General features: G+C 56.4%; 26 protein-coding genes and 3 tRNA genes. 14 read left to right on the top strand and 15 right to left on the bottom strand.

Annotation, left to right across the window (positions count from 1 at the left end; genetic code table 11):
* Positions 1-13: 13 nt before the first annotated feature.
* From iadA to PI91_RS02325, 3 genes are read right to left on the bottom strand one after another with little or no spacing between them, the layout of a single operon-like run.
* A complete protein-coding gene (iadA, locus tag PI91_RS02335; protein ID WP_032655307.1) occupies positions 14-1,177 on the bottom strand; it encodes a beta-aspartyl-peptidase in 1,164 nt (387 codons plus the stop codon).
* Positions 1,178-1,187: 10 nt separating this feature from the next.
* Positions 1,188-1,649, bottom strand: coding sequence for a YjiG family protein (locus PI91_RS02330; protein ID WP_023293466.1), 462 nt, complete (start codon positions 1,647-1,649; stop codon positions 1,188-1,190).
* The gene (locus PI91_RS02325) at positions 1,630-2,292 is read right to left on the bottom strand and encodes a nucleoside recognition domain-containing protein (protein ID WP_023326538.1); all 663 of its coding nucleotides are present in this window, start codon (positions 2,290-2,292) and stop codon (positions 1,630-1,632) included. Before PI91_RS02325 ends, PI91_RS02330 begins: the two co-directional genes overlap by 20 nt.
* A 234-nt stretch (positions 2,293-2,526) precedes the next feature.
* On the opposite strand from PI91_RS02325, the gene PI91_RS02320 reads away from it, so the two are divergent.
* Positions 2,527-2,880 (top strand): DUF4156 domain-containing protein, encoded by a 354-nt coding sequence (locus PI91_RS02320; RefSeq protein WP_008502942.1) that lies wholly within the window; start codon positions 2,527-2,529, stop codon positions 2,878-2,880.
* A gap of 65 nt (positions 2,881-2,945) precedes the next feature.
* Here the strand turns inward: PI91_RS02320 and epmB are convergent, their stop codons facing one another.
* Positions 2,946-3,974 carry an EF-P beta-lysylation protein EpmB gene (gene epmB / locus PI91_RS02315; protein WP_008502941.1) on the bottom strand — a complete coding sequence of 343 codons (1,029 nt, stop codon included), beginning with the start codon at positions 3,972-3,974 and terminating at the stop codon, positions 2,946-2,948.
* A 40-nt stretch (positions 3,975-4,014) separates the two neighbouring features.
* On the opposite strand from epmB, the gene efp reads away from it, so the two are divergent.
* From efp to ecnB, 3 genes are all read left to right on the top strand, one after another.
* Complete coding sequence (gene efp / locus PI91_RS02310; protein WP_008502940.1) at positions 4,015-4,581, top strand: elongation factor P; 567 nt, start codon at positions 4,015-4,017, stop codon at positions 4,579-4,581.
* A gap of 59 nt (positions 4,582-4,640) precedes the next feature.
* Entirely contained in the window at positions 4,641-4,772 is a 132-nt protein-coding gene (locus tag PI91_RS02305) for an entericidin A/B family lipoprotein (RefSeq protein WP_024907352.1), read from the top strand.
* 108 nt (positions 4,773-4,880) lie between these two features.
* Positions 4,881-5,027: a lipoprotein toxin entericidin B gene (gene ecnB, locus PI91_RS02300; RefSeq protein WP_003025482.1), complete on the top strand. Its 147-nt coding sequence runs from the start codon at positions 4,881-4,883 to the stop codon at positions 5,025-5,027.
* A gap of 37 nt (positions 5,028-5,064) precedes the next feature.
* Here the strand turns inward: ecnB and PI91_RS02295 are convergent, their stop codons facing one another.
* Positions 5,065-5,664 (bottom strand): LuxR C-terminal-related transcriptional regulator, encoded by a 600-nt coding sequence (locus PI91_RS02295; protein WP_021240725.1) that lies wholly within the window; start codon positions 5,662-5,664, stop codon positions 5,065-5,067.
* A gap of 261 nt (positions 5,665-5,925) precedes the next feature.
* Here PI91_RS02295 and sugE point away from each other — a divergent pair, with 261 nt between their 5' ends.
* Positions 5,926-6,243, top strand: coding sequence for a quaternary ammonium compound efflux SMR transporter SugE (gene sugE, locus PI91_RS02290; protein ID WP_008502938.1), 318 nt, complete (start codon positions 5,926-5,928; stop codon positions 6,241-6,243).
* Here the strand turns inward: sugE and PI91_RS02285 are convergent.
* Both PI91_RS02285 and blaMIR read right to left on the bottom strand, forming a co-directional pair.
* Positions 6,240-6,770, bottom strand: a complete 531-nt coding sequence (locus PI91_RS02285) for a lipocalin family protein (protein WP_021240724.1) — start codon at positions 6,768-6,770, stop codon at positions 6,240-6,242. The genes sugE and PI91_RS02285 overlap by 4 nt on opposite strands.
* Positions 6,771-6,900: 130 nt before the next feature.
* Positions 6,901-8,046, bottom strand: coding sequence for an MIR family cephalosporin-hydrolyzing class C beta-lactamase (blaMIR, locus tag PI91_RS02280; protein ID WP_039265377.1), 1,146 nt, complete (start codon positions 8,044-8,046; stop codon positions 6,901-6,903).
* A 132-nt stretch (positions 8,047-8,178) separates the two neighbouring features.
* Between blaMIR and ampR the strand changes: the two genes are divergently transcribed.
* Positions 8,179-9,054, top strand: a complete 876-nt coding sequence (gene ampR / locus PI91_RS02275; protein WP_039265376.1) for a LysR family transcriptional regulator AmpR — start codon at positions 8,179-8,181, stop codon at positions 9,052-9,054.
* Positions 9,055-9,083: 29 nt separating this feature from the next.
* Here the strand turns inward: ampR and frdD are convergent, their stop codons facing one another.
* Genes frdD through frdA form a run of 4 tightly spaced genes read right to left on the bottom strand, consistent with a single transcriptional unit; the run spans position 9,084 to position 12,377 of the window.
* Positions 9,084-9,443 (bottom strand): fumarate reductase subunit FrdD, encoded by a 360-nt coding sequence (gene frdD / locus PI91_RS02270; RefSeq protein ID WP_008502934.1) that lies wholly within the window; start codon positions 9,441-9,443, stop codon positions 9,084-9,086.
* Positions 9,444-9,453: 10 nt separating this feature from the next.
* Complete coding sequence (frdC, locus tag PI91_RS02265) at positions 9,454-9,849, bottom strand: fumarate reductase subunit FrdC (RefSeq protein ID WP_008502933.1); 396 nt, start codon at positions 9,847-9,849, stop codon at positions 9,454-9,456.
* 10 nt (positions 9,850-9,859) lie between these two features.
* Positions 9,860-10,594 carry a succinate dehydrogenase/fumarate reductase iron-sulfur subunit gene (locus PI91_RS02260; protein WP_003855955.1) on the bottom strand — a complete coding sequence of 245 codons (735 nt, stop codon included), beginning with the start codon at positions 10,592-10,594 and terminating at the stop codon, positions 9,860-9,862.
* The gene (frdA, locus tag PI91_RS02255; protein ID WP_008502932.1) at positions 10,587-12,377 is read right to left on the bottom strand and encodes a fumarate reductase (quinol) flavoprotein subunit; all 1,791 of its coding nucleotides are present in this window, start codon (positions 12,375-12,377) and stop codon (positions 10,587-10,589) included. The genes PI91_RS02260 and frdA overlap by 8 nt, the downstream gene beginning before the upstream one ends.
* A gap of 310 nt (positions 12,378-12,687) precedes the next feature.
* On the opposite strand from frdA, the gene epmA reads away from it, so the two are divergent.
* Together epmA and yjeM are read left to right on the top strand one after the other, a co-directional pair.
* Positions 12,688-13,665, top strand: coding sequence for an elongation factor P--(R)-beta-lysine ligase (gene epmA, locus PI91_RS02250; RefSeq protein WP_039265375.1), 978 nt, complete (start codon positions 12,688-12,690; stop codon positions 13,663-13,665).
* Positions 13,666-13,843: 178 nt separating this feature from the next.
* Positions 13,844-15,343 (top strand): glutamate/gamma-aminobutyrate family transporter YjeM, encoded by a 1,500-nt coding sequence (gene yjeM / locus PI91_RS02245; protein ID WP_039265374.1) that lies wholly within the window; start codon positions 13,844-13,846, stop codon positions 15,341-15,343.
* A 37-nt stretch (positions 15,344-15,380) separates the two neighbouring features.
* Here yjeM and mscM read toward each other — a convergent pair whose 3' ends face one another.
* The 3 genes from mscM to rsgA form a co-directional block, all read right to left on the bottom strand.
* On the bottom strand, positions 15,381-18,704 hold the full coding sequence (gene mscM, locus PI91_RS02240) for a miniconductance mechanosensitive channel MscM (RefSeq protein ID WP_032664546.1): 3,324 nt from the start codon (positions 18,702-18,704) through the stop codon (positions 15,381-15,383).
* Positions 18,705-18,723: 19 nt separating this feature from the next.
* Positions 18,724-19,692, bottom strand: coding sequence for an archaetidylserine decarboxylase (gene asd, locus PI91_RS02235; RefSeq protein WP_032664547.1), 969 nt, complete (start codon positions 19,690-19,692; stop codon positions 18,724-18,726).
* A 97-nt stretch (positions 19,693-19,789) separates the two neighbouring features.
* Positions 19,790-20,842, bottom strand: coding sequence for a small ribosomal subunit biogenesis GTPase RsgA (gene rsgA / locus PI91_RS02230; protein WP_039265373.1), 1,053 nt, complete (start codon positions 20,840-20,842; stop codon positions 19,790-19,792).
* A 107-nt stretch (positions 20,843-20,949) separates the two neighbouring features.
* On the opposite strand from rsgA, the gene orn reads away from it, so the two are divergent.
* The 4 genes from orn (at position 20,950) to PI91_RS02210 (ending at position 21,991) form a co-directional block, all read left to right on the top strand.
* On the top strand, positions 20,950-21,495 hold the full coding sequence (gene orn, locus PI91_RS02225; RefSeq protein WP_008502926.1) for an oligoribonuclease: 546 nt from the start codon (positions 20,950-20,952) through the stop codon (positions 21,493-21,495).
* A 196-nt stretch (positions 21,496-21,691) separates the two neighbouring features.
* Positions 21,692-21,767 (top strand) — tRNA-Gly (locus tag PI91_RS02220).
* A 36-nt stretch (positions 21,768-21,803) separates the two neighbouring features.
* A tRNA-Gly gene (locus PI91_RS02215) sits at positions 21,804-21,879 on the top strand.
* A gap of 36 nt (positions 21,880-21,915) precedes the next feature.
* A tRNA-Gly gene (locus PI91_RS02210) sits at positions 21,916-21,991 on the top strand.
* A gap of 270 nt (positions 21,992-22,261) precedes the next feature.
* On the opposite strand, the gene queG is transcribed toward PI91_RS02210, so the two are convergent.
* Positions 22,262-23,401: a tRNA epoxyqueuosine(34) reductase QueG gene (gene queG / locus PI91_RS02205; RefSeq protein WP_023345299.1), complete on the bottom strand. Its 1,140-nt coding sequence runs from the start codon at positions 23,399-23,401 to the stop codon at positions 22,262-22,264.
* On the opposite strand from queG, the gene nnr reads away from it, so the two are divergent.
* The gene (gene nnr / locus PI91_RS02200) at positions 23,400-24,923 is read left to right on the top strand and encodes a bifunctional ADP-dependent NAD(P)H-hydrate dehydratase/NAD(P)H-hydrate epimerase (protein ID WP_039265372.1); all 1,524 of its coding nucleotides are present in this window, start codon (positions 23,400-23,402) and stop codon (positions 24,921-24,923) included. The two genes, queG and nnr, sit on opposite strands and share 2 nt — an antisense overlap.
* Positions 24,916-25,377: a tRNA (adenosine(37)-N6)-threonylcarbamoyltransferase complex ATPase subunit type 1 TsaE gene (gene tsaE / locus PI91_RS02195; protein WP_008502923.1), complete on the top strand. Its 462-nt coding sequence runs from the start codon at positions 24,916-24,918 to the stop codon at positions 25,375-25,377. The genes nnr and tsaE overlap by 8 nt, the downstream gene beginning before the upstream one ends.
* Positions 25,378-25,386 lie beyond the last annotated feature (9 nt).

The raw sequence follows: 25,386 nt of genomic DNA, 5'->3' as shown, positions 1-25,386 counted from the left end.
TTTTTATTGCGTGCTATTCGAAAGTCCCTTTGACGCACACGGCACCTTCACGCACCATCTGGCGGCCTTTGGCCCAGACCTCGCGAATCTTCAGATCGTCCGTCAGTACCAGGAAATCCGCGTCGCATCCGGGCGCGAGCCGTCCCTTATGCTCCAGCCCGAGAAACGCCGCCACGTTTCGCGTAAAGGGAAGAAGCGCCTCTTCCAGCGGCAGCTGATGCCGGCTGACCAGCTGCTGCAACGTTTCGAGCAGGGATTCGAACCCCGCCACGCCCATACCCACCAGATTGCCGCTCTCATCAAATTTCGGCTGGCTGCCGTTGCCGTCCGAACTGAGCGTAAGCCGGTTAAACGGCACCTGCGCCTCGCGGGCCATCACGATGGCGCTGGCGGCGTCAATCGGTTCACTGATGCTGGTCGTGATGTCGATAAAGCCGCCTTCGCGGGCATAGCTCAGCGCGGCAAGGAACAGCGCCTGGGCGCGGTTTACGTGCGTTGGCAGCAGTTTCACGCGGGGAACGTCGGCGTTATTCAGGATGCTAAATAGCGGCTCCAGCAGCTTTGGGCTGTTGCCGAGGTGAAACACGGAAATACCCGCTTTGGCACCCAACAGCCCGCCTACGCGTGACTGGGCAGCCATACTGGCGAGCTGGTCCTCGGCTGGCGCGGAAGAACGATGGTCAGAGATCGCGCATTTCACGCCAATGATTTTATCAATCAGCGCCACGTCTTTTTCGACACTGCCGGTGATGGTCGGCGAAGGCAGCCCGTACGCCCCCGTCAGCATCCATGCGCTGATCCCTTCATGTTCAAGGGCCCGCGTTTTTGCCAGCAGCGATTCAGGATGCCGGGTCACGCCGTCGGTGCCTAGCAGGCCAACAACCGAGGTGATGCCTGCGGCAACGAGTGCAGACAGGCGAACCTCTGGCGTGCGGGTGTGAGGGCCCGCCTCGCCGCCGCCACCGATCAAATGCACATGCTGGTCGATAAACCCCGGGCAAACCACCGCCCCAGCCAGATCGCTTTCCGGGCAGTCTGGCCTCGTTGTTCCGTGGTTCGCTTTTTCGATCGCCACGATTTTTCCCGCAGCGATCAGCAGATCGCAACGTCCCTTATCCTCCGGGGCGTAGAGATGTGCGTTGCGGAAAAGGTGGGGTTTCAGCACTGAAAAATCCATTTTTATCTCCTCAGAAGAGTAGCTGCATCACCCACATTGAGAGCAGGGCATTAATGACACAAAGAGTAATAATATGCGGATAATATTTCGGGTTTACGCCGGCGGTACCCAGGCAGCGGCCGGTGTTTTGCACCGGATTGCCCATCAGATAGATAGCGGGCAGCAGGATGGTGGCATCGTGGCCGTTGAGCGTGCCGGCGGCGACCAGGCTGGCGCAGACGCCCACGCCGCCGCCCATACTCATCACCGAGGCCAAAAGAACCGTTGCCGCCGCACCCGGAAGGCCCCACAGCGCCATAATTGGCTCGCATATCTTGCCGACAATATCCAGCAGGCCGGTGACCTTGAGCGCCTGAATGATGACAAACGCCATGACGACGTTCGGCAACAGGCTGGTGGTGGCGATGGTAAAGCCGCGGCGGGCGCCATCAATAAACATATCCATGATATTTTTACGCGGCTGGGCGATCATGTTCTTCCTCCTGAAGACGATTTTCCATGTGGGCGATCCACAGGCGCAGGACGTTCGCGCCAACGAATTTAAACACCAGAATAACGGCCAGCGGCGTAATCACCGGGATGGTGATAACGGTGAAGAGCGCGGCACCGGAAGAAAAATAGTTGGTAATGATGGCGCTACCGCTGGTCTGAAAGGTGGCGAAAATAGCGCGCTCCTGGTCCGTAATCGCGCCTTCATCGGTTAACTCTTTGGTCATCCCTGCCGCCGCATCGGTGTTTTGCAGGTTGGCTATCAGCGCCAGGGAGCAAACGCCCGGCACACCCAGCAGCGGACGTAAAATGGGAGTCATAAGCTGCTGTGCGGCACGCAGCCCGCCCAGACCTTCGGTGACGGCGATGATACCAAGCGATAAAATGACCGAGGGAGCCAGCTCAAGGGCAAAGAGGAAACCGTCTTTCGCCCCCGTTCCGCCCGTTCCGCGAAACGTCAGAGCGCCGTTGACCGGGCCAAAGCTGCCGTTTAAGACGGTAAAATCCAGCACGCGCCACCATTCGGTGCTTTTGGCGAAAAAGCCCGAGAAAAAAACGATGGTAAGTACAAACGCCACATAACCCACCCATGTCACTTTTTCCTCTCCTGAGGATGATGCACTCATAAAACCTCCTTTTTTAGTCGCGTACAAAAGTTGTACGTTGCATCACTAAAAACGATCGGGGGCTAAAACACGATATCCCAAAGGTTATTATCAGAATTCATTTAAGATGTCGGAGGAGTGCCTCGCGGAATCTGGCTCGCAGAAATGCGCGGGGGTTTTTCTTTTAGTCATCTTTTAGGTATAAGATTTACACACGGACAATTACTGTCCAGCTTATTGAAAACGAGGAATAACATGCGCGTAAAAGTCTGTGCAGGGATTGTAGGGGCAGCACTGCTGCTGGCGGGTTGTAGCTCCAGCAATGAGCTGTCGGCAGCGGGCCAGGGCGTTCGCTTTGTGGAAGATAAGCCTGGCAGTGAATGCCAGCTGTTAGGCACGGCAACCGGTGAACAAAGTAACTGGATGTCGGGTCAGCACGGTGAGGAAGGCGGTTCTATGCGCGGAGCGGCGAATGCCCTGCGTAATCAGGCTGCGGCAATGGGCGGCAACGTGATTTACGGCGTAAGTAGCCCAACGCAGAGTATGCTGTCCAGCTTCGTGCCGACCGCCAGCCAGATGACGGGCCAGGTCTATAAGTGCCCGAACTGATGTAATGTGCTAATGGCGCTGCGCCCGGCCCTGTAGGGCGGGTAAGCGTAGCGCCACCTGCCTTTTTAGTGCTGCCGCAGCTGCAAATCGAGCGGCGTCTTGCTCGGCTCTCCGCCAATCTCGCGTGCCAGCTTCGGCACCATATAGCCTGAAACCAGCGTTAACAGTTCGCGCATAATCTGCCGGGCTTCTTCATCCGTCACCATGAAATGCGCCGCGCCCTGAACGCGATCCAGCACGTGCAGGTAATACGGCATTACGCCCGCATCAAACAGGGCATTGCTCAGATCGGCCAGCACGCGGGCGCTGTCATTCACGCCGCGCAGCAGCACGCTCTGGTTCAGCAGCGTCACGCCCGCTTTACGCAGTCGCGCCATCGCCGCGCGAAACGCATCGTCAATTTCGTTCGCATGGTTAATATGATTCACCAGCAGCACCTGCAGGCGGGATTGCTCCAGGCGTGCCACAAGGCCGTCGGTGATACGTGCCGGAATGACAATCGGTAAGCGGCTGTGAATGCGCAGGCGCTTAATGTGCGGGATGGCTTCAAGCTGAGTCAGCAGCCAGTCCAGCTCATGATCTTTCGCCATCAACGGGTCACCGCCGGAAAAAATAATCTCATCCAGCTCCGGATGGGCGGCGATATAGTCCAGCGCGACCTGCCAGTTGCGTTTATTGCCCTGGTTTTCGGCATAGGGGAAGTGCCGACGGAAGCAATAACGACAATTTACCGCACAGCCGCCTTTTACCAGCAGCAGGGCGCGGTTGAGATACTTGTGCAGTAAACCCGGCACCACGCTGTTCTGCTCTTCCAGCGGATCGGTGCTGTATCCCGGCGCAGTAATGAATTCATCCTGCGAAGTAAGCGTTTGTTTTAATAGCGGATCGTCGGGGTTGCCTTTCTCCATCCGCGCCACAAACGCACGGGGAACGCGCAGGGCGAAAAGGCGCTTTGCCTCGCGGCCTGCAAGCAACTCTGGGTGCTGATCGAGGTCTAAAAGACGAAGCAATTCATCAGGACTGGTGATTACATCGGCAAGTTGCGATAACCAATCTTCTCTGGACGGGGTGTTTAGGGTTACAATATGCGCCATTTTGTGGCTTAGCTACCAGTTAACAAATTTAGAGGGCCTTATGGCAACGTACTATAGCAACGATTTTCGTGCTGGTCTTAAAATCATGATGGACGGCGAACCGTACGCGGTTGAAGCCAGCGAATTCGTTAAACCAGGTAAAGGCCAGGCATTCGCACGCGTTAAGCTGCGCCGTCTGCTGACCGGTACCCGTGTTGAGAAAACCTTCAAGTCTACTGACTCTGCTGAAGGCGCTGATGTTGTTGATATGAACCTGACCTATCTGTACAACGATGGCGAGTTCTGGCATTTCATGAACAACTCCACTTTCGAACAGCTGTCTGCTGATGAGAAAGCGGTAGGTGACAGCGCTAAATGGCTGCTGGATCAGGCTGAGTGCATCGTGACCCTGTGGAACGGCCAGCCTATCGCAGTGACCCCACCAAACTTCGTAGAACTGGAAATCGTTGAAACCGATCCAGGTCTGAAGGGTGATACCGCAGGTACCGGCGGTAAGCCAGCCAAACTGTCTACCGGCGCAGTGGTGAAAGTGCCACTGTTCGTACAGACTGGCGAAGTGATCAAAGTGGATACCCGCTCCGGCGAATACGTATCCCGCGTGAAGTAATTTACGTATGATTGAAGGCGCAGCGCCCGCTGCGCCCGATTTTTTTGCAGGCAGGGATGATGAAACGTACCGTTAAAATTCTGCTTCTGTTAGCGCTCTCCAGTGCATTGCTTTCTGGCTGTAACACCACGCGTGGAATGGGACAAGATATCCAGGATCTGGGTCATATCATTTCTCACGCCGCCAGCTAAGTTCGTCTAATTTTCCTAAAAATGCTTCCTCTTCCGTCAACCGGCGGGATTTTGTCTATCCTTAAGTTGCTATACACAAAACAACTTTGGCTATAAAAGGAAGATATTATGGTTAAGAAGACAATTGCAGCGATCTTTTCAGTCCTGGTACTTTCTTCAGTGTTAACGGCCTGTAATACCACGCGTGGCGTCGGTCAGGATATTTCTGAAGGTGGTAGCGCAATCTCTGGTGCGGCAACAAAAGCTCAGCAGTAACGAATAAACGGTACGGGACCAGCCGGGTTTCGTACCGTCAGCTTTCTGATTCCTGCAGGGATAAGAACGGAGAAAAACGCGTATCCATATGTAATTTCATGCGGATATTGCGTTTATAGGTATAAACCGTTTTTCCGTTGATGCTCAGGTGAGCGGCAATTTTTTGATTGCTCGCGCCGTCCATCCATAACGTCAGCACCTTCTCTTCCTGTCGGGTCAGCAAAGGGGCTGCCGCCGTTGGCCTGTCAGCGCTGGCGCGCGAAATTAACGCGTCGTTGATAACCGTTGCCACCTCTTCGAGACTGGCGTTTTTCAACAGCGACGACCAGACCGGAAACTTCCCAAGCCAGTCGGTCATCCCGCTGTCCTCTCCCGACTGCAGCAAAATAAACGGTAATCTTTCACTGGCGTTAAGCAGGGAAGAGAGCTGCTGAAAATGGTGAATATCCTGCCTGAAGCCGTACAGGTCAGCGATAACCAGCGTCGGTTTCCATTGCAGAATGTGTTCTCTGGCAAGAAACAGATTATTCAGCCCGGTCACTACGTAGTGTCCCGGGAACAAACCGGAATGATTGAGCCATGCTTCAAACCCCGCGCGGGTGAAGTGACAACGGTCAATCAAAAGAATTTTGAACATATTTTATTCGCAGTCGGCTAGTGGTTTGGCTTCCTGCCATCAGAAAGCACATCATCATAGAGAAGTCGGATGAGTGCTAAAAGCCGGAACTCCGCGCCATACTGCGGCTATTTCTTGCCTTAACGTGTTCAGCAAAAAAGGATTGAAAAAAAATAGCACGCTAACCACAATAGGTGGCGTAATCTCTGCCTTACGGGACGACCCGTAAGCGTTTCTTTCACCGGGGACGGCCCCAACTTGCATTAAGTTAAGGAGCCTGACATGTCCTGGATCATTCTTTTTATTGCTGGCCTGCTCGAAGTGGTATGGGCGATTGGTCTCAAGTACACCCACGGATTTACCCGCCTGACGCCCAGCGTCATTACCGTTACCGCCATGATAGTCAGTATTGTTCTGCTATCCTGGGCGATGCGCTCTTTGCCTGTGGGAACGGCTTATGCCGTCTGGACGGGTATTGGCGCAGTGGGGGCCGCCATTACCGGCATTTTGCTACTCGGCGAGTCAGCGAGTCTGGCGCGTATCGCCAGCCTCGCTCTGATTGTGGCCGGGATCGTTGGGCTTAAGCTCAGCACCCACTAATGGGGCTGTTTTACCCAGATAAGTTTTGATACATCAAACCCTTGCCGGGTCGCGACGTCCAGCATCTGCTGCTTCATTTCGGGTGAAATAGTTGGCGTGCGGGAGAGTATCCACAGGTAGTCGCGATCCGGCCCACAGACCAGCGCATGGCGATACGCTTTGTCGAGCGCTATCACGTTATAACCGCCATAAAACGGACCAAAGAAAGAGACCTTAAGCGCGGCCCGTCGCGGGTCGCCAGTGAAGTACGCTTTTCCCACCGACTGCTGCCACATCTCCCGATCGGGATTATAGCCCCGGTTGATCACCTGAATACCGCCATCATCCATCGGACTGTAATTCGCCGTGACCTTCTCTAAACCCTGCTCAAACCGATGGTCGAGGCGCGCGATTTCATACCATGTTCCAAGGAAGCGTTGTGCATCAAAAGGCGTGACGACGGTGACGCCAGGAGGCGGTGTAGGGGAACTGCAGGCAACCACTAAAAACGCGGCTGTCACCGCGGCGATAACAGGCAGAATGCGCATAGGAGTTTCCTTACTGTTTTTTGTTAAGTGTAGATGACAGCAGGAAAAATGCGGAAGATTGTGCGGCGAATTTCGCCGCACACCGTGGTTTTGAAGGCCGGGTAAGGCGAAGCCGCCACCCGGCAATGTTTTACTGCAGCGCGTCGAGGATACGGTATGCCGCCTCAACGCGTGCCGGGTTCGGATAGCTTTTATTCGCCAGCATCACAATGCCGAGCTGCTTTTCAGGAATAAATGCCACGTAGCTGCCAAACCCACCCGTCGAGCCTGTTTTATGGACCCAGGAGGCCTTAACCGGCGGCGCGGGTGGATTCACTTCTGCCACGGGCAATGGTGCCAGCGCCACCTTGTTATCACTGCCTCCGACGACGGTTTTGGCATCGACCGGCCAGTTGAGCATCTCCCAGCCCAACCCCTGATACATGGCCCCCACGCGCCAGTAGCGAGACTGCGCCAGAGCAATGCCTTGCTTGAGTGAGGAAGCCTGAAGAGAATCCGGCTTCATGTTGGCTATCAGCCAGCTCGCCATATCCTTCACGTTAGTTTTTACGCCATAGGCTTCCGCGTCCAGCATCCCTGGCGAAACGTGGACCGCTTTACCCTCACGGTATCCCCAGGCGTAATGCGCCTCTTCCGCTTTCGGGACGTTAATCCAGGTATGATACAGCTTGAGGGGTTTAAAGACCCGCGTCGTCATGGCCTGCTCATAGCTCATGCCGGAAGGTTTGACCGCCAGCGCACCAAAAAGACCGATGCTGGCGTTAGCGTAAAGACGCGTGGTACCCGGCTTCCACTGCGGCTGCCAGTTTTGATAAAAGCGCAGCAGAGAGGCGGTATCCGTGACCTCATCCGGCACCTGTAACGGCAGACCACCTGCGGTATAGGTTGCCAGATCCAGCATGCGAATGCCCTGCCACTGCTTGCCCGTGAGCTCAGGCCAGTATTTTGCTACCGGATCGCCCAGCGCTATTTCACCCCGGGCAATGGCATCGCCGCCCAGTACGCCGGTGAAGGTTTTACTTATAGAGCCCAGCTCAAACAGGGTTTGCGGGGTGACGGGTTTGTTCGCCGCAACATCGGCTTTACCGAAGGTAAAGTAGTGTGGCTGACCCTGATAAATTACCGCCACCGCCATACCCGGAATGGCCTGCGCGTTCATCAGCGGCGTAAAGGTACGTTCCACCACCTCAGCCAGCTGTTTTTCGGACATCGGTGCGGCGAATGCAGAGCTGGTGACGCTGAGCAGCAGGGCACAGCTTAGGGATTTTGTCATCATCGGTTATCTTCCGTAATAGCAGTTCAAGGGAGTGTCCGGGCCCGTCAGACCGCTGTAGTCTGTTGGATTTGACTGTGGCTGACAAACGGTTAAATTTAGCATTAGCTGTTAATTTTTCTAACGGATGGGGCCATGACCCGCAGCTATCTTCCGCTTAATTCGCTTCGCGCCTTCGAAGCGGCCGCAAGGCACCTCAGTTTTACGCATGCCGCTATCGAGCTGAATGTCACCCATTCCGCGATTAGCCAGCACGTAAAGGCGCTGGAGCAGCACCTTAATTGCCAGCTGTTCGTCCGCGTTTCGCGTGGGCTGATGCTGACCACGGAAGGCGAGAATTTGCTGCCGGTACTGAATGACTCGTTCGACCGAATTGCCGGAATGCTGGATCGCTTTGCCAGCCAGCGCGCCCAGGAGAAGCTGAAAATTGGCGTGGTGGGTACCTTTGCTACGGGGGTGTTATTCTCGCAGCTCGCTGACTTTCGTCGCTGCTATCCGCATATCGATCTTCAGCTGTCGACGCACAACAATCGCGTCGATCCGGCAGCCGAGGGGCTTGATTACGCCATTCGTTATGGCGGCGGGGCGTGGCACGGCACGGAAGCGACGTTTCTTTGCCCTGCATCGCTTGCGCCGCTTTGCACGCCTGACATTGCTGCCGCGTTGCACACCCCTGCCGATATCCTGAAGTTTACCCTGCTGCGTTCTTACCGGCGCGACGAGTGGACCGCCTGGATGCAGGCCGCGGGAGAAAACCCGCCTTCACCGACGCACCGGGTAATGGTATTTGATTCGTCCGTGACCATGCTGGAAGCCGCGCAGGCAGGTACGGGCATCGCGATTGCCCCTGTCGATATGTTCACCCATCTGCTGAACAGTGAGCGCATTGTGCAACCCTTTGCGACGCAGATTGACCTTGGCAGCTACTGGCTCACGAGGCTGCAGTCACGCGCAGAAACGCCCGCAATGCGCGAGTTTGCTCAATGGCTGGTGGGGAAGATGCAGAAATAAAAGGCCCGCCAGATGGCGGGCCAGAGGCGTCAGATAGTGATCACGGCAATCAGCGTGACCACGGTCAGGATGGTCGCCAGACCGTAGAATACCCATTTCCCGCTCGGTACATGGATTTTCAGGTCATGCATCGCATGGTGAATACGGTGCAGGCCACACCACAGCGGCAGGACGATCATCAGGAAGATGAACACGCGGCCGATAAAGCTGCTCGCGAACGCCAGTACGCGTTCGTAGCTCAGCGCATCGCCCGGGAACAGCCCCAGCGGCAGCATAATGCCCACCAGCAGAATGATGACGGGGGCAATGATGGCACTCCACATGCCGCCTGCGCCAAAGAGGCCCCAGAAGACCGGCTCGTCAGAACGTTTTGGATTTGGATTGATCACAGTAGTCTCCTTACCAGAACAGTGCGACAAACAGAATGACCACAGTGACCAGAATCGTCACCGCCCAGAGCCCCTTAATCACCGGCTCTGGCCCCATTTTCTCGCCTTTTACGATGATGTTCGCCGCTTTTGGTGCCAGTTCAAACCAGGTTTTGGTATGCAGCAGCGCGGCTGCAAGCACGATCAGGTTCAGAATGACAATGATCGGGTTTTGCAGGAAACCGACAAAGCTGGCCCAGGTTTCCGGGCCATGCTTGAGGGCAAAAACGCCGTACATCAGCTCAAGGCTGAACCAGACCGCCGGTACCGCTGTGCCTTCACGCAGCATGTAGAAGCGATAAAACGGCAGGTTTTTCCACCAGGTGGACGGCACAGGTCGCACATAGGCTTTGCGTTTAGTCGTCATCATGCACTCCTTAGCGTGGTTTCAGGGTAGCGATAAGAAAGTCTTTCGAGCTTTCCACTTTACCCTGCTGAATGGCGGCGGCCGGGTCGACGTGCTTCGGACAGACTTCGGAGCAATAACCCACAAAGGTACAGGTCCAGACGCCGTTCTGGCTGTTAAGCTGCGCCATACGTTCTTTTTTACCGTGGTCGCGGCTGTCTTCGTTATAGCGGTGCGCCAGCGTAATGGCGGCCGGGCCGATGAACTCGGGGTTCAGGCCAAACTGCGGACAGGCGGCGTAGCAAAGACCGCAGTTAATGCAGCCGGAGAACTGATGGTATTTCGCCATCTGAGCCGGGGTCTGGGTGTTTGGCCCCTGATCCGGCGTGCGCGGGTTGCCAATGATGTAGGGCTTAATGGCTTCCAGGCTTTCGATAAAGTGGGTCATATCGACTACCAGATCGCGCTCGATAGGGAAGTTGCCCAGGGCTTCGACCTTGATGCCTTTGGTGTAGTCACGCAGGAAGGTCTTACAGGCCAGCTTCGGCACCTTGTTGACCATCATGCCGCAGGAGCCGCAGATCGCCATGCGGCAGGACCAGCGGTAGCTCAGGTCTGGTGCCAGGTTGTCTTTGATATACCCGAGCGCGTCCAGCAGGGAGGTTTGCTCGTCGTAAGGAACTTCATAGAAAGCGCTGTGCGGTGCGGCATCCACTTCCGGGTTGTAGCGCACCACTTCAACTTTCAGTTTTTGCATCTCAGCCATTCGCCTTCTCCTTCTTCTCGGCGGCTTCTGCTTCTGCACCGTACACGCGTTTAGCCGGCGGCAGCGTGGTGATTTTCACGTCGCTGTAGTCCAGACGTGTGGTGCCATCCGCATCGCGCCAGGCGAGAGTGTGTTTCAGGAAGTTGACGTCGTCACGTTCGGTACAGCCTTCATCAAGACGCTGGTGCGCCCCACGCGACTCTTTACGCGCCAGCGCAGAGTGCGCCATACATTCCGCCACGTTCAGGCCGTGGCCCAGCTCGATGGTATAGAGCAGGTCGGTGTTGAAGACGCTGGAGGTGTCGGTGATGCGCACGCGCTTGAAGCGCTCCTGCAGTTCCGCCAGCTTATCGACGGTTTTTTGCATCAGCTCAGGGGTACGGTAGATTCCGCAACCTTCTTCCATCGACAGGCCCATCTCGTCGCGGATCTTAGACCAGTTCTCGTTACCTTCCTGGTTCACCAGATCTTTCAGGCGTTTTTCAACGTCTGCGACCTGCGCATCCAGCGCGGCACCGTTAGCTTCGCCAGCGGTTGCCGCGCGTTCCATCGCGCGCTCGCCCGCCATGCGGCCAAAGACCACCAGCTCGGCCAGCGAGTTTGAGCCGAGGCGGTTAGCACCGTGCAGGCCCACGGAGGAACATTCACCGACGGCGAACAGACCCTTGATACGGGTTTCGCACTGCTGGTCGGTTTCGATCCCGCCCATGGTGTAGTGCGCCGTTGGGCGTACCGGAATCGGTTCTTTCACCGGGTCGACGCCGACGTAGGCTTTCGCCAGCTCGCAGATAAACGGCAGACGTTCCAGCAGCTTTTTCTCGCCCAGATGGCGCAGGTCGAGGTGAACCACGTCGCCACGCGGTGTGGAGATGGTGTTGCCTTTGCGCCATTCGTGCCAGAAGGCCTGAGAGACTTTGTCGCGCGGGCCGAGTTCCATGTACTTGTTCTTCGGCTCGCCGAGCGGGGTTTCCGGGCCCATGCCGTAATCCTGCAGGTAGCGGTAGCCGTTTTTGTTGACCAGGATACCGCCTTCACCGCGGCAGCCTTCCGTCATCAGAATACCGGAGCCCGGCAGACCGGTTGGGTGATACTGCACGAACTCCATATCGCGCAGCGGCACGCCGTGGCTGAGCGCCATACCCATACCGTCGCCGGTGACGATGCCGCCGTTGGTGTTATAACGATAAACACGGCCCGCACCGCCCGTCGCCATCACCACCGCATTGGCGCGGATCTGGACGAGCGTGCCTTCCATCATGTTCATCGCCACCAGGCCGCGCGCGTGTCCATCATCCACCAGAATGTCGAGAACGAAATGCTCATCAAAGCGCTGGATTTGTGGGAACTGAAGGGAGGTCTGGAACAGGGTGTGCAGCATGTGGAAGCCGGTCTTATCGGCGGCGAACCAGGTACGTTCGATCTTCATGCCGCCGAAGCGACGAACGTTGACGCTGCCGTCCGGGCGACGACTCCACGGACATCCCCACTGTTCAAGCTGGGTCATCTCCGTTGGACAATGGTGCACAAAGTAGTCAACGACATCCTGTTCGCAAAGCCAGTCGCCCCCTGCAACCGTGTCGTGGAAATGGTATTCAAAGCTGTCATGATCCTGCGCAACGGCGGCGGATCCTCCTTCTGCGGCCACCGTGTGGCTGCGCATTGGATAGACTTTTGAAATCAATGCGATTTTAGCGTTGGGATTAGCTTGCGCTGCAGCAATCGCAGCACGTAATCCAGCCCCGCCAGCGCCTATTACGGCAAGATCGGCCTGAAAAGTTTGCACGACATTCCTCCAGATTTTTGTTATTTCGCAACGCGACAAACTAAAGGTAGTTCACCCGTCCAAAAGGACGATTGCGAAAGCGTTTCCACTGCTCCTTTATGGGTAAAACAGTATAACCGTGTAGATGTCAGGGAAATTTGACGTGTTCGATTTTTTTGCTGTTCTGTCCGGCGATTTATCATTGAGATTGATGAATTGCATCACGCAATTGTTCACCTAAATGAAATGCGCTTTTTTACTGCGCAAAATTTGTCTCTGTCCCTGCTAACGAGTAGACTTCGTGCCCTTGTCTGAAATCGGAGAACAACTCATGAGCGAAACGGCCACCTGGGAGCCGAGCGCATCCATCCCTAATCTGTTAAAACGCGCTGCAATTATGACGGAGATTCGCCGTTTCTTTGCCGACCGCGGCGTCCTGGAGGTGGAAACCCCGTGCATGAGTCAGGCAACGGTAACGGATATTCATCTGGTCCCGTTTGAAACCCGTTTTGTTGGCCCCGGCCACTCTCAGGGCATGAATTTGTATCTGATGACCAGCCCGGAATACCACATGAAACGCCTGCTGGCGGCGGGATGTGGTCCGGTCTATCAGCTGTGCCGTAGCTTCCGCAACGAAGAGATGGGTCGTCACCACAACCCGGAATTCACCATGCTGGAGTGGTACCGCCCGCATTATGATATGTACCGCCTGATGAATGAGGTGGACGATCTGCTTCAGCAGGTTCTGGATTGCTCAGAAGCGGAAACGCTCTCTTATCAGCAGGCCTTCCAGCGCCATCTGGAAATCGATCCGCTGTCGGCGGACAAAACCCTGCTGCGCGAAGTGGCGGCAAAACTGGATCTGAGCTACGTGGCAGATACCGAAGAGGACCGCGACACGCTGCTGCAGCTGCTGTTCACCTTCGGCGTGGAACCGCAGATTGGCAAAGACCGTCCGACGTTTGTCTATCACTTCCCGGCAAGCCAGGCGTCACTGGCGCAGATCAGTACCGAAGACCACCGTGTGGCAGAGCGTTTTGAGGTCTATTACAAAGGCATTGAGCTGGCGAACGGCTTCCACGAACTGACCGACGCGCGCGAGCAGGCGCAACGTTTCGAGCAGGATAACCGCAAGCGCGCCGCGCGCGGCCTGCCGCAGCAGCCTATTGATGTTAATCTGCTTGAAGCATTAAAAGCAGGTCTGCCGGATTGCTCCGGCGTGGCGCTGGGTGTTGACCGTCTGGTCATGCTGGCCCTGGGCGCAGAGCAGCTTGGCGATGTGATTGCTTTTACGGTCGATCGCGCTTAAAGAATTGCCGGGTGGCGCTGTCGCTTACCCGGCCTACTCGGTCATTTGGCCCTACCACATTAAAAACTGCCATGTTATTAATATACGGGTCTTTTTCTTAATTTGCCCCTTATAGCCACAATATTAGTCTGGTCATCTGCTACCATCCGCGCAGTTTAATTCCTTTTCGGATGGTTCTATGTCCCAGTCACTCAAAAAGATGACCCTCACCGGGCTCATCCTGATGATATTTACCTCAGTCTTTGGCTTTGCCAACAGCCCATCAGCGTTCTATCTGATGGGTTACAGCGCGACGCCGTTTTATATCGTTTCGGCTCTGTTCTTCTTTATCCCGTTTGCGCTGATGATGGCGGAGATGGGCTCGGCTTACCGGAAAGAAGAGGGCGGGATCTACTCATGGATGAACAACAGCGTCGGCCCGCGTTATGCCTTTATCGGCACGTTTATGTGGTTCTCCTCTTATGTCGTCTGGATGGTCAGCACGGCGGCCAAAGTCTGGGTGCCATTCTCCACGTTTCTTTTCGGTGCCGATAAAACGCAGGTCTGGTCGTTAGCCGGGCTGAGCTCCACGCAGGTCGTCGGGATTCTGGCGGTATGCTGGATGGTGGTGGTCACGCTGGTGGCGTCAAAAGGCATCAACAAAATTGCCCGTATCACTGCCGTTGGCGGTATTTCCGTGATGTGTCTGAACCTGGTGCTGCTGCTGGTGAGTATTGCCATTCTGTGCCTGAACGGTGGTCATTTTGCGCAGGAGGTGAACTTCGTTTCCTCGCCTAATCCAGGTTACCAGTCCGGGCTGGCCATGCTCTCCTTCGTGGTGTTTGCCATCTTCGCCTACGGCGGTATTGAAGCGGTGGGCGGGCTGGTCGACAAGACCGAGAACCCGGAAAAGAACTTTGCCAAAGGGATTATTTTTGCCGCTATCGTGATTTCCATCGGCTATTCACTGGCGATTTTCCTCTGGGGCGTCAGCACCAACTGGCAGCAGGTATTGAGTAACAACACCACCAACCTCGGGAACATTACCTACGTGCTGATGAAAAGCCTGGGGATGACGCTGGGTAACGCCATGCACCTGACGCCGGAAGCATCGGCCACCATGGGGATCTGGTTTGCGCGCATTACCGGCCTGTCGATGTTCCTTGCCTATACTGGCGCATTCTTCACGCTGATCTACTCGCCGCTGAAAGCGATCATCCAGGGTACGCCAAAAGCGCTGTGGCCGGGACGCATGACCCAGCTCAATACCGCAGGCATGCCTGCCAACGCTATGTGGATGCAGTGTCTGCTGGTGTGCATGTTTATTCTGCTGGTGTCATTTGGCGGTGATACCGCATCGGCGTTCTATAACAAGCTGACCCTGATGGCGAACGTGTCGATGACGCTGCCGTACCTGTTTCTGACCCTGGCATTCCCGTTCTTTAAGGCAAAGCAGGATCTTGAGCGTCCGTTTGTGATCTTCAAAACCCGCGCGGCAACGCTGTTGGCCACCACGGTGGTGCTGCTGGTGGTGGCGTTTGCCAATATTTTCACCATCATTCAGCCGGTGATTGAGGCGAACGACTGGAACAGCGCGCTGTGGATGGTGGGCGGCCCAATCTTCTTCTCGCTGCTGGCGATGGGGATTTATGAGAATTACCGTCGACGCGCGACGGCGTACATCGCAGAAGTGGCGTAGCGGGAATATTCCCCTCCCGAAAGGGAGGGGAGACGCGTTATAAGCTGCCCGCCGGGCGCGTACGCGCCGCTGACGTCAGCGTTCTTCCCGTTTTACGCCCGTCCAGGCTTTCCAGACGCATCTGGAACGGTGGGAACGGCATATCAATACCGTGCTCGCGGAAGCCCGCCAGAATCAGCTGGTGGATCTCATGGCGCAGCGGCATACGGTGGCCCATTTCGGCGGCGTAGATACGCAGCTCGAAAATCTGAATCCCCTGCTGTAAATCCACAAGGAAGACTTCCGGCGCCGGGTTGTCGATGACCAGCGAGCAGCGCTCCGCGGCAGTGTAGAGGATCTGGGTGACCTCTTCGCTGTTCGCGTCCGACGGTGCCGGTACCGTCAGCACCACACGGGTAACGGAGTCTGAGAGCGACCAGTTGATGAACTGCTCGGTAATAAACGCCTTGTTTGGCACGATGATCTCTTTCCGATCCCAGTCGCTGATCGTCGTCGCTCGGGTGTTGATCTTCGTGATGCTGCCGGTCAGATCGCGGATCGTGACGGTATCGCCAATGCGGATCGGTTTTTCGAACAGAATGATCAGGCCAGAGATGAAGTTGGCGAAGATCTCCTGTAAACCAAAACCTAATCCAACGCCGAGCGCTGCGACGAGCCACTGGAGCTTCGACCACTCAATGCCGATCATCGAGAAGCCAACCAGACCGCCAAACAGCATGATCAGATACTTGGTAATGGTCGTGATTGCATAGCCCGTACCCGGCGTTAAATCCAGATGCTGCAGCAGCGCCAGCTCCAGCAGCGCCGGGAAGTTGCGCACCAGCTGGGTGGTGATGATCAGCACCAGAATGGCAATCAGCACCGCCCCTAAGGTGATCGGCTCCAGGCTTTCAACGCCCTGCACCGTAGAGGTCACGTCCCACAGCGAGATGTTCTCCAGGAAGCCAAATGCCGAGTGGATCTCCGACCACAGGAAGATGACCGACAGGAGGGCAATCAGCATCAGGATGGAGCGAACCAGACGCAGGGACTGGGTACTGATGGCATCCAGATCCAGTTCGACCTCATCCGCCTCCGTCGTACCTTCCGTACTGTTAACGTGGTTTGGCTCCTCCTCACCCCGCGCGCGCTGGGCGAGGATCTCCGCCCGGCGATGCTTGGCACGGTCAAACGCCAGACGGCGGCGCTGAATCAGCATCCAGCGGCGGATAACGTGATACACCACCAGCAGCAGGAACCAGATGGCCACCGAGGTTTCGAGACGTGCCAACAGCGCCTGTGACGTCGCCAGGTAACCCACCGCGGCTGCCAGCATCGCAATCAACGGTGCGCTGAGCAGCAGGTTCCAGAGCAGCCGGTTGAACATATTGTCGCCGCTGCCGGTTTTATCCAGATAGAGCGGAATACCCGCGCGTTTCAGGCTGAGCGTGACGATGGCCAGCGCTCCGCATATCAGCATAAAGCAGAGGCGGCCCAGCGAGCCTGAAAACTCCCGGTCGTTGAGATTATCGAACATGATCAGCGCCATAATCAGCGGCACAATCAGCCCGATGCTCATCAGATAGTAACGCATGGCGCGCGCCACGCGATGACGCGGCCAGCCAAAGTGGGCGATGAACAGGCCATTGGGTCGCGCAAAGGTGGCGCAAATCATTACCACCCACAGCAGCGGTACCGTGGCGGTGACGCCATCGCCAATCGCTACCGCGAGCGGATAGGGCCAGGCTTCCCGCAGGCCATAGCCCAGCGTCATCCACAGCACCGGCAGCGGGGAGGCGACGAGAATCGACCAGAATACGGTGCGCAACGTCAGCCAGAAGTGATCCTGGGTAACCTTCCCCACCCGGGAACTGGAACGCTCGAGGAAGCGGGTGAAATGTCTGCGCGAGTAAATGCTGAAGCCCACCAGAATTAACGCCCCCAGCAGCGGGAAAATGGTCTCTTTGCTGGTGAGCATCATCACGCTGGCCTGTCCCAGCTGGCTGAAGGTATCCAGCGAAATCAGACGGCGGAGATCCTGGACAATCTCAATTGGCCACGAGAAGGTCATCGGACGCACGTCGGACGTCCAGAAGAGATAACGGTGCGTCGCCTCGTTCACCTCTTTCAACGCATCTTCCAGCTGGCTGTTGGACACTTTTAGCTTGGTCAGCTCAAGAATCAGCGTATCCCCGCCCTGGAGCAGAGAGTTCAGCAGTTCACGCTGGGTACGCAGCTGGGCTTCCAGAATGCGGCTTTGCTCGCTGGTCAGAGGCTGTCCGTCAGCCTGACGGATCTGGCGGATTTGCGGCTGCTTATTGAGAAGATCTTCAAAATGCAGTCGCTGAACACGTAGCTGGGCCATTTCGGTATCCAGCTGCTGCGGCTTTGGCATCTCCGGCAGGCGCGCGACCTGGGCGCGTAGCGCTTCGCCCAGCAGGTTTGACGATCCGAGCCACTGGGACTGTTCGCGCAGGGTGTTGAGCGCCTGGCGAACCTGAAGGGTTTGATTAGTGGCCTGACGCTGCTGCGAGGCCACCAGATCCATACGCTGCGCCTGTTGATTCAGCGCGGCCGAAAGCTCACGGTTGACCTTAAACTGCTCGACGATGCCAGCAGGCAGGTTATCGCTATTTTCTGCCAGCAGCTCTGTACTTTCCAGCGCGCGCTCCGCTTCACGCTGGCGCTGGCTATTGAGCTGGTTGCGCAAGGCCTGAAGATAGGCGTCCAGCTGCTCGCTCTGCTTCTGAGCGAGTTCTGAGCGCATCCGCGACAGCTCCTGGCGGTTATTGGCGGAAAGCTGCGCCAGCTCGAGCTCATCGACAAGGGCCTTCAGGCGAGCCGATTCTGCCTGCAGGCCCAGATTTTGGGCCTGCGCCTGTGGCGTGTTGCCGTTTTGTGTTCCCACGCGGCGCTCAACTTCATTAAGCTGGCGGCGGGCGTCGGTTTGCTGTTGCGGAAGCTGGCTGAGGGAGTCGGCAATTTCGCGCGCTCGCTCCTGCTCCTGCTGAGCAAGGCGGCTCTTTTCCAGAAGCTGGCTGCTGACCTGCAGGATCTCCTGGTTCAGCGCGTCGGAGGTCATGCCTGCCGGCACATCGCGCGGTTCGTCGCGCAAGTTATTGAGCTGCGCGCGCAGCGTCTGCGAGAGTTTGGGGAAGTTGTCGATAACCTGCTGATACTGCTGAGCGCGCTCAAGCGAGCCTTTCCGCTCCTCAAGCGCGTTCAGTGCGGACTGGAGCGACTCGACGGTCTCTGGCTGAGCGGGTTTGGCCGCTTTTGCCTGCTCCAGTTCCTGGGTTATCTGTTTGGCGTCGGGGGCTGTCGCTGCGTACGCCCCCATGCTGAGGCACCAGGCCATCAGTAGAACGATAATCGGGCGCACGTCAGCGATCCTTCTGTTGTTAGCCTTCGTCTTTTTTGTCGTCAACCAGCGGGCTGGCGTCGTGCTCGGCCTGGATCTCTTCCTGTGACAGCGGAGCAGGCTCTGCATCTGGCGTCACGAAGGTTTCGGTAGAGACCGCCAGCGGCTGGCCCAGCTTTGTCACCGACAGGCTTTCAAGCTCTTCAGCCAGCTTCACTTTGCCCGGCGCAAACAGGTTGATCACGGTGGAGCCCAGCTTAAAGCGGCCCATCTCCTGACCTTTGAGCAGGGCCACGGAACCTTCCGCTTCACCGGCAGGCCAGGTCCAGCGTTTGATCACGCCTTCGCGCGGCGGGGTGATGGTGCCTGCCCAGACGGTTTCGATGCTGCCGACGATGGTCGCACCGACCAGAATCTGGGCCATAGGGCCAAATTCAGTATCGAACAGGCAGATGACGCGCTCGTTACGGGCAAACAGGTTTGGCACGTTCTGCGCGGTCAGGTGGTTCACGGAGAACAGATCGCCCGGGACGTAAATCATTTCACGCAGGATGCCGTTACACGGCATGTGCACACGGTGGTAGTCGCGCGGTGACAGATAGGTGGTGGCAAAGGTACCGTTGCGGAACAGATCCGCCATCAGGTAGTTACCCGCCAGCAGCGCTTCCAGGCTGTAGTTATGGCCCTTCGCCTGCAGAATTTTGTCGTCTTCGATGTTACCCAACTGGCTGATCACGCCGTCTGCCGGCATCACCAGGACGTTAGGGTCGGTGTTCACCGGGCGCACGTCGTCACGCAGCGGGCGCACGAAGAATTCGTTGAAGGTGCGGTAGCTGGCGGTATCCGGCTTCTGCGCCTCTTTCATGTCGACCTTGTAATATTTTACGAAAAGGTCGATGACCAGTTTGGTCAGCCAGCCTGCGCGTTTGCTCGCGCCCCAGCCCGCCAGGCGAGTGAGCCACAGTTTTGGCAGAATGTATTGAAGCGAAAGTTTAAATGCGTTTAACAAGGTAGCCTCCAGGCCATTGTTTTGTCGTTCCTGATCCGGCGGTAAGCCACCGGAACCTGAAAAAAGGGGACGATTTTAGCGATGCTTAGCTTAGTTGTCAGTTATCAGAATCAGAAAAGTTTTTACGCGTTTTTACCTGATCCATGCTCTCAAGAATGCGGTGATAATTCTCGAAGCGGGTCTCCGCGATTTCGCCTTTCTCAACCGCTTCACGGATAGCGCAGCCTGGATCGTTATCGTGTTTACAGTCGCGGTACTTGCAAGCGCCTAAATAATCATGGAATTCGACAAATCCGTTAAAGATTTGTTCCGGCTCAAGGTGCCACAAACCGAACTCTCGCACGCCCGGGGAGTCGATCACGTCGCCGCCATGTGGGAAGTGATACAGGCGTGACGCGGTGGTGGTGTGCTGGCCCAGGCCCGAGACGTCAGACACATCGTTGGTGAGGATCTCTTGCTGAAGGCCAAGCAGGTTGTTCAGCAGGCTCGATTTACCCACGCCGGACTGGCCCGCAAAGATGCTGATGCGGTCGGTCAGTGCCTCTTCAAGCGGTTTCAGGCCATCTTTGGTGTAGCTGGAGACCATCAGGACGCGGTAGCCAATCTTGCGATAGATATCCATCTGCTCATTGACGAAGGCCATCCCGTCGTCGTCCAGCAGATCGATTTTGTTCAGCACGATGATCGGTTCAACCTGCAGCGTTTCGCAGGCGACGAGGTATCGGTCGATAATATTGAGCGACAGTTCGGGCAAAATCGCCGATACGATAACAATCTGGTTAATGTTGGCGGCAATCGGTTTGACCCCGTCGTAGAAATCGGGACGGGTTAACACGGACGTACGCTCATGGACCGCTTCAACAATACCTTTTACCGTTACGCCTTCCGCCGCCTCTTTACCCGGTCGCCAGACGACGCGGTCGCCGGTCACCAGAGAACGAATGGTCCGGCGGATGTTGCAGCGGTGAATGGCACCATCGGCGGATTCCACGTCAACGTGCATACCGAAACGGCTGATGACTACGCCTTCCGTTGGGTCGCCAAACAGGTTGTCGTCGTAATCGACCTTCTCCGCAGTGGTTTTAAGACGGCGCTGGTGATTGGCATTCACGCGGCGCTGCTGCCCTTTGGAGAGTTTATTTTTACTCAATCGCGCTGGCTCCTGGTCGCCCGTAGGGGGCAAAACCTCTATGATACACTCTAATTAATACTAGTTAACCTGCTACTGCCGGTTATGCGAGAAGGGTGGAAAATAACATGAGCGCGGATGAAAACAACCTGATTTGGATCGATCTCGAAATGACCGGGCTGGATCCCGAGCGCGATCGCATTATTGAAATTGCGACCCTGGTGACGGACGCCAACCTGAATATCCTGGCGGAAGGGCCTACGATTGCGGTGCATCAGTCTGATGACCAGCTGGCGTTGATGGACGAGTGGAACGTGCGTACCCACACCGGCAGTGGCCTGGTGGAGCGCGTGAAGGCGAGCACCATGGGTGACCGTGAGGCGGAGCTGGCGACGCTTGAGTTCCTGAAACAGTGGGTTCCGGCGGGCAAATCACCTATTTGTGGGAATAGCATCGGCCAGGATCGTCGTTTCCTGTTTAAGTATATGCCGGAGCTGGAGTCTTACTTCCACTACCGCTATCTGGATGTCAGCACGCTGAAAGAGCTGGCGCGTCGCTGGAAGCCTGAAATCCTCGACGGCTTTAAAAAGCAGGGGACGCACCAGGCGATGGACGATATCCGAGAGTCCGTGGCGGAGCTTTCTTACTACCGCGAAAACTTTATTAAGCTGTGATTTTGAGATCCGGCGCCTTGCGTGGCCGGGTTTTTGTCGTTAAATTGTGCAGCTTGCCGATTAAATAAGCATTTGAACTGAATTTCGAAAAAATCGCTTTAAGGGGGGTTGCAGCTAAAAGGATTTCTCGTATAATGCGCCTCCCGTAACGACAGAGAATTACACGTTACGACAGCAACAAAAGCAGTGCAGATTTGCGGGAATAGCTCAGTTGGTAGAGCACGACCTTGCCAAGGTCGGGGTCGCGAGTTCGAGTCTCGTTTCCCGCTCCAAAATTTGAAAGTGCTTTCACAGCACAGACTGCCCAAGCGGGAATAGCTCAGTTGGTAGAGCACGACCTTGCCAAGGTCGGGGTCGCGAGTTCGAGTCTCGTTTCCCGCTCCAAAATTTGAAAGTGCTTCCACAGCACGGACCACCCAAGCGGGAATAGCTCAGTTGGTAGAGCACGACCTTGCCAAGGTCGGGGTCGCGAGTTCGAGTCTCGTTTCCCGCTCCAAATTCTTCTTCATCTCTAAAATATCCACAGCGAAAAGAATCGCTGGGGACGTTTTCTGTTTTCTCTGAAATACTCTTGTGAACAGAGTTATCCACAGAAACTGCGCTTAACCGAAACAGGGTTAAAACTTAGCAGGGTGAATAATATCTTCATAAGCTACTGTATTTACTTCATGAAATTTGATTTCAAAATGTTATTGAGATCACTTGATCTCTTCTCCAGCCCAGATGGCGCTTGAGTTTGTAATTTTATTCACAGGCTGTGAATAGTTCAGGCATCCCGCGGAAGCCCTTTTTCAATCACCCTCACCAGACGCTGTTTCTTCGGTAGCTGCACCTCGACCACACAGGCATTACGTTTCTCAACTTGCTGCGCAATCGCCCATTCTATGTGTTCATCAAGAAGTGGGTGCTCACCTCTACGGCTTTCAAGCGCCCGAATATTCGCTTCATCCCACGGGGCATTCCCCAGCGCGACGGCCACATTTCGCAGCCAGCGCAGATGGCCGATACGGCGAATGGCCGAACCCTCCGTCACTTTCAGGAACCAGGCTTCGGTCCAGGCGAAGAGTTCAGCGAGCGGCGGGGCATGGAGCGCCTTGCGCGGGCTGAAATCCTCTTCGTCGGTGAGCTGTGAATAGCGGTTCCACGGGCAGATGAGCTGGCAATCGTCGCAGCCGTAGATGCGGTTGCCGATAAGCGGTCGGAACTCCTCTGGAATGGCGCCTTCCAGTTCGATCGTGAGGTAGGAGATACAGCGGCGCGCATCAACGGTGTAAGGCTCAACGATGGCGCCGGTGGGGCAGATGGTCATACAGGCCACGCAGCGGCCACAGCCTTCCTCTACCGGGCCGTCTACCGGCAGCGGTAAATCAATCAGCAGTTCACCGAGGAAGAAGAACGATCCGGCGTCGCGGCTAAGAATAAGTGAGTGCTTACCTGTCCAGCCAAGTCCGGCTTTTTCGGCGATCGGACGCTCAAGAATAGGCGCGGAATCGACAAAGGGTCTAAAATTCAGCGAAACACAGTGCTGCTGAATAGTTTCCCCGAGTTTTTTTAAACGGTTACGCAGAAGCTTATGGTAATCACGACCGAGGGCGTACCGGCTAACGTAACCCAGCGAGGGGTCTTTGAGCGTGCGCGCAAAGGCCGCGTTGGCGGGCAGGTAGTTCATGCGCACGCTGATGACGCGTAATGTGCCCGGCAAAAGCTCGTGTGGACGGGCGCGCATCATGCCATGACGTGCCATCCACTCCATTTCGCCGTGGTATTGTTTGTCCAGCCAGGCCTGCAGTTTGGGCTCGCTGGCGGAGAGGTCGGTATCGGTAATGCCTACCTTCTGGAAGCCAAGCTCAGCACCCCACTGTTTGATTTTTTGCGCTAATTCATTGAGATCGAGGGGCTGTGACATGACGGACCATACGGTGAAGAAAAACCCCGCAAGTATACCACATTCCATCTGGCATGCGGATGACCTCCGGCGCGCCGAAAAAGAGGCTGCAGACAGCCTCGGGATTACCCTGTATGAACTGATGCTCCGTGCGGGTGAGGCAGCGTTTGACGTTGCCCGTAGCGCCTGGCCGCAGGTCGCCCACTGGCTGATTCTGTGCGGGCACGGCAACAACGGCGGTGACGGCTACGTCGTCGCCCGTCTCGCGGTGGCTGCGGGTATCCGCGTGACCTTGCTGGCTCTCGAAAGTGATAAACCGCTGCCGGAAGAGGCCAGCGCGGCGCGGGAGACATGGCTGAACGCCGGCGGTGTGATTCATGCGCCTGATATCGTCTGGCCAGAGGATGTTGATCTGATTGTTGACGGGCTGCTGGGCACCGGGCTGCGCAGCGCGCCGCGCGAAAACGTTGCCGCACTCATTGAACACGCTAACAGACATTCCGCGCCGGTAGTCGCCCTGGATATTCCCTCTGGCCTGATTGCACAAACCGGCGCGACGCCGGGGGCGGTGATTCAGGCGGCACATACGGTAACCTTTATCGCCCTGAAGCCAGGATTACTGACCGGCAAAGCGCGGGATGTCGTTGGCGTGTTGCACCACAGTGCGCTGGGGCTGGAGAGCTGGCTGGCCGGGCAGGAAACGCACCTCGCGCGTTATGATGCGTCGCAGCTTGCAGCGTGGCTCCCGCCGCGACGACCAACGTCACATAAGGGCGATCACGGCAGGCTGGTGATTGTGGGCGGTGACCACGGTACGGCGGGTGCGATTCGCATGACTGGTGAAGCGGCTCTGCGCAGCGGCGCCGGATTAGTGCGAGTGCTCACTCGCATTGAGAATATTGCGCCGATCGTCACGGCCCGACCAGAGCTGATGGTCCATGAGCTTACGCTCCAGACGCTGGAGGAAAGCCTCGAATGGGCGGACGTGGTGGTGATCGGTCCCGGGCTTGGGCAGCAAGTGTGGGGTAAACAGGCCCTGCAAAAGGTCGAGAATTTTCGCAAACCGATGCTGTGGGATGCCGACGCGCTTAACCTTCTGGCAATAAACCCGGATAAGCGTCACAATCGCATTCTGACGCCACACCCCGGCGAAGCCGCGCGGCTGCTTAACTGCAGCGTGGCAGAAATTGAAAGCGATCGCTTACTTTCTGCTCAGCGTCTGGTAAAACGTTACGGAGGTGTTGCCGTTTTAAAAGGGGCGGGAACCGTTGTTGCCAGTGACGAGACGCAGGGCATTATTGATGCCGGAAATGCGGGCATGGCGAGCGGCGGCATGGGCGATGTGCTTTCCGGCATCATCGGCGCATTGCTTGGACAGAAACTTCCCCTTTATGATGCAGCCTGTGCGGGCTGCGTGGCCCACGGCGTTGCGGCAGATAAACTGGCTGCGCGTTACGGTACGCGCGGTATGCTGGCCACCGATCTCTTTTGCACGCTGCGGCGTGTAGTTAACCCGGATGTGATTGACGTAGAAAATGACTAATCGAGCGATTCCTTTACCTGATGAACAAGCCACTTTAGATCTCGGCAAGCGCGTGGCGCAGGCCTGTCAGGGGGCAACCGTCATTTATCTGTATGGTGATTTAGGGGCGGGTAAAACCACCTTCAGCCGGGGTTTTTTGCAGGCGTTAGGGCATAACGGGAATGTGAAAAGCCCAACCTACACGCTGGTAGAACCGTACACCCTTGAAAATCTCATGGTGTACCACTTCGATTTATACCGCCTTGCGGATCCTGAGGAGCTGGAATTTATGGGGATCCGTGATTATTTTGCCAACGACGCCATTTGCCTGGTGGAGTGGCCGCAACAAGGTGCGGGTGTGCTGCCTGACCCGGATGTCGAAATTCACTTAGATTACCAGGCTCAAGGGCGTGAGGCACGCATCAGTGCTGTTTCCTCATCAGGCAGTTCCTTACTGGCGCGTCTGGCCGGTTAAGCGTAGGGA

This window comes from Enterobacter sp. FB (genome assembly GCF_000805795.1).
GTDB classification, from domain to species: Bacteria; Pseudomonadota; Gammaproteobacteria; order Enterobacterales; family Enterobacteriaceae; genus Enterobacter; species Enterobacter roggenkampii.
This window is presented reverse-complemented; position numbering and strand designations above follow the sequence as displayed.

Coding starts and splice junctions, on each gene's coding strand:
- iadA (WP_032655307.1), bottom strand. CDS start 1,177: ATGGATTTTTCAGTGCTGAAACCCCACCTTTTCCGCAACGCACATCTC.
- PI91_RS02330 (WP_023293466.1), bottom strand. CDS start 1,649: ATGATCGCCCAGCCGCGTAAAAATATCATGGATATGTTTATTGATGGC.
- PI91_RS02325 (WP_023326538.1), bottom strand. CDS start 2,292: ATGAGTGCATCATCCTCAGGAGAGGAAAAAGTGACATGGGTGGGTTAT.
- PI91_RS02320 (WP_008502942.1), top strand. CDS start 2,527: ATGCGCGTAAAAGTCTGTGCAGGGATTGTAGGGGCAGCACTGCTGCTG.
- epmB (WP_008502941.1), bottom strand. CDS start 3,974: ATGGCGCATATTGTAACCCTAAACACCCCGTCCAGAGAAGATTGGTTA.
- efp (WP_008502940.1), top strand. CDS start 4,015: ATGGCAACGTACTATAGCAACGATTTTCGTGCTGGTCTTAAAATCATG.
- PI91_RS02305 (WP_024907352.1), top strand. CDS start 4,641: ATGAAACGTACCGTTAAAATTCTGCTTCTGTTAGCGCTCTCCAGTGCA.
- ecnB (WP_003025482.1), top strand. CDS start 4,881: ATGGTTAAGAAGACAATTGCAGCGATCTTTTCAGTCCTGGTACTTTCT.
- PI91_RS02295 (WP_021240725.1), bottom strand. CDS start 5,664: ATGTTCAAAATTCTTTTGATTGACCGTTGTCACTTCACCCGCGCGGGG.
- sugE (WP_008502938.1), top strand. CDS start 5,926: ATGTCCTGGATCATTCTTTTTATTGCTGGCCTGCTCGAAGTGGTATGG.
- PI91_RS02285 (WP_021240724.1), bottom strand. CDS start 6,770: ATGCGCATTCTGCCTGTTATCGCCGCGGTGACAGCCGCGTTTTTAGTG.
- blaMIR (WP_039265377.1), bottom strand. CDS start 8,046: ATGATGACAAAATCCCTAAGCTGTGCCCTGCTGCTCAGCGTCACCAGC.
- ampR (WP_039265376.1), top strand. CDS start 8,179: ATGACCCGCAGCTATCTTCCGCTTAATTCGCTTCGCGCCTTCGAAGCG.
- frdC (WP_008502933.1), bottom strand. CDS start 9,849: ATGACGACTAAACGCAAAGCCTATGTGCGACCTGTGCCGTCCACCTGG.
- PI91_RS02260 (WP_003855955.1), bottom strand. CDS start 10,594: ATGGCTGAGATGCAAAAACTGAAAGTTGAAGTGGTGCGCTACAACCCG.
- epmA (WP_039265375.1), top strand. CDS start 12,688: ATGAGCGAAACGGCCACCTGGGAGCCGAGCGCATCCATCCCTAATCTG.
- yjeM (WP_039265374.1), top strand. CDS start 13,844: ATGTCCCAGTCACTCAAAAAGATGACCCTCACCGGGCTCATCCTGATG.
- orn (WP_008502926.1), top strand. CDS start 20,950: ATGAGCGCGGATGAAAACAACCTGATTTGGATCGATCTCGAAATGACC.
- nnr (WP_039265372.1), top strand. CDS start 23,400: ATGACGGACCATACGGTGAAGAAAAACCCCGCAAGTATACCACATTCC.
- queG (WP_023345299.1), bottom strand. CDS start 23,401: ATGTCACAGCCCCTCGATCTCAATGAATTAGCGCAAAAAATCAAACAG.
- tsaE (WP_008502923.1), top strand. CDS start 24,916: ATGACTAATCGAGCGATTCCTTTACCTGATGAACAAGCCACTTTAGAT.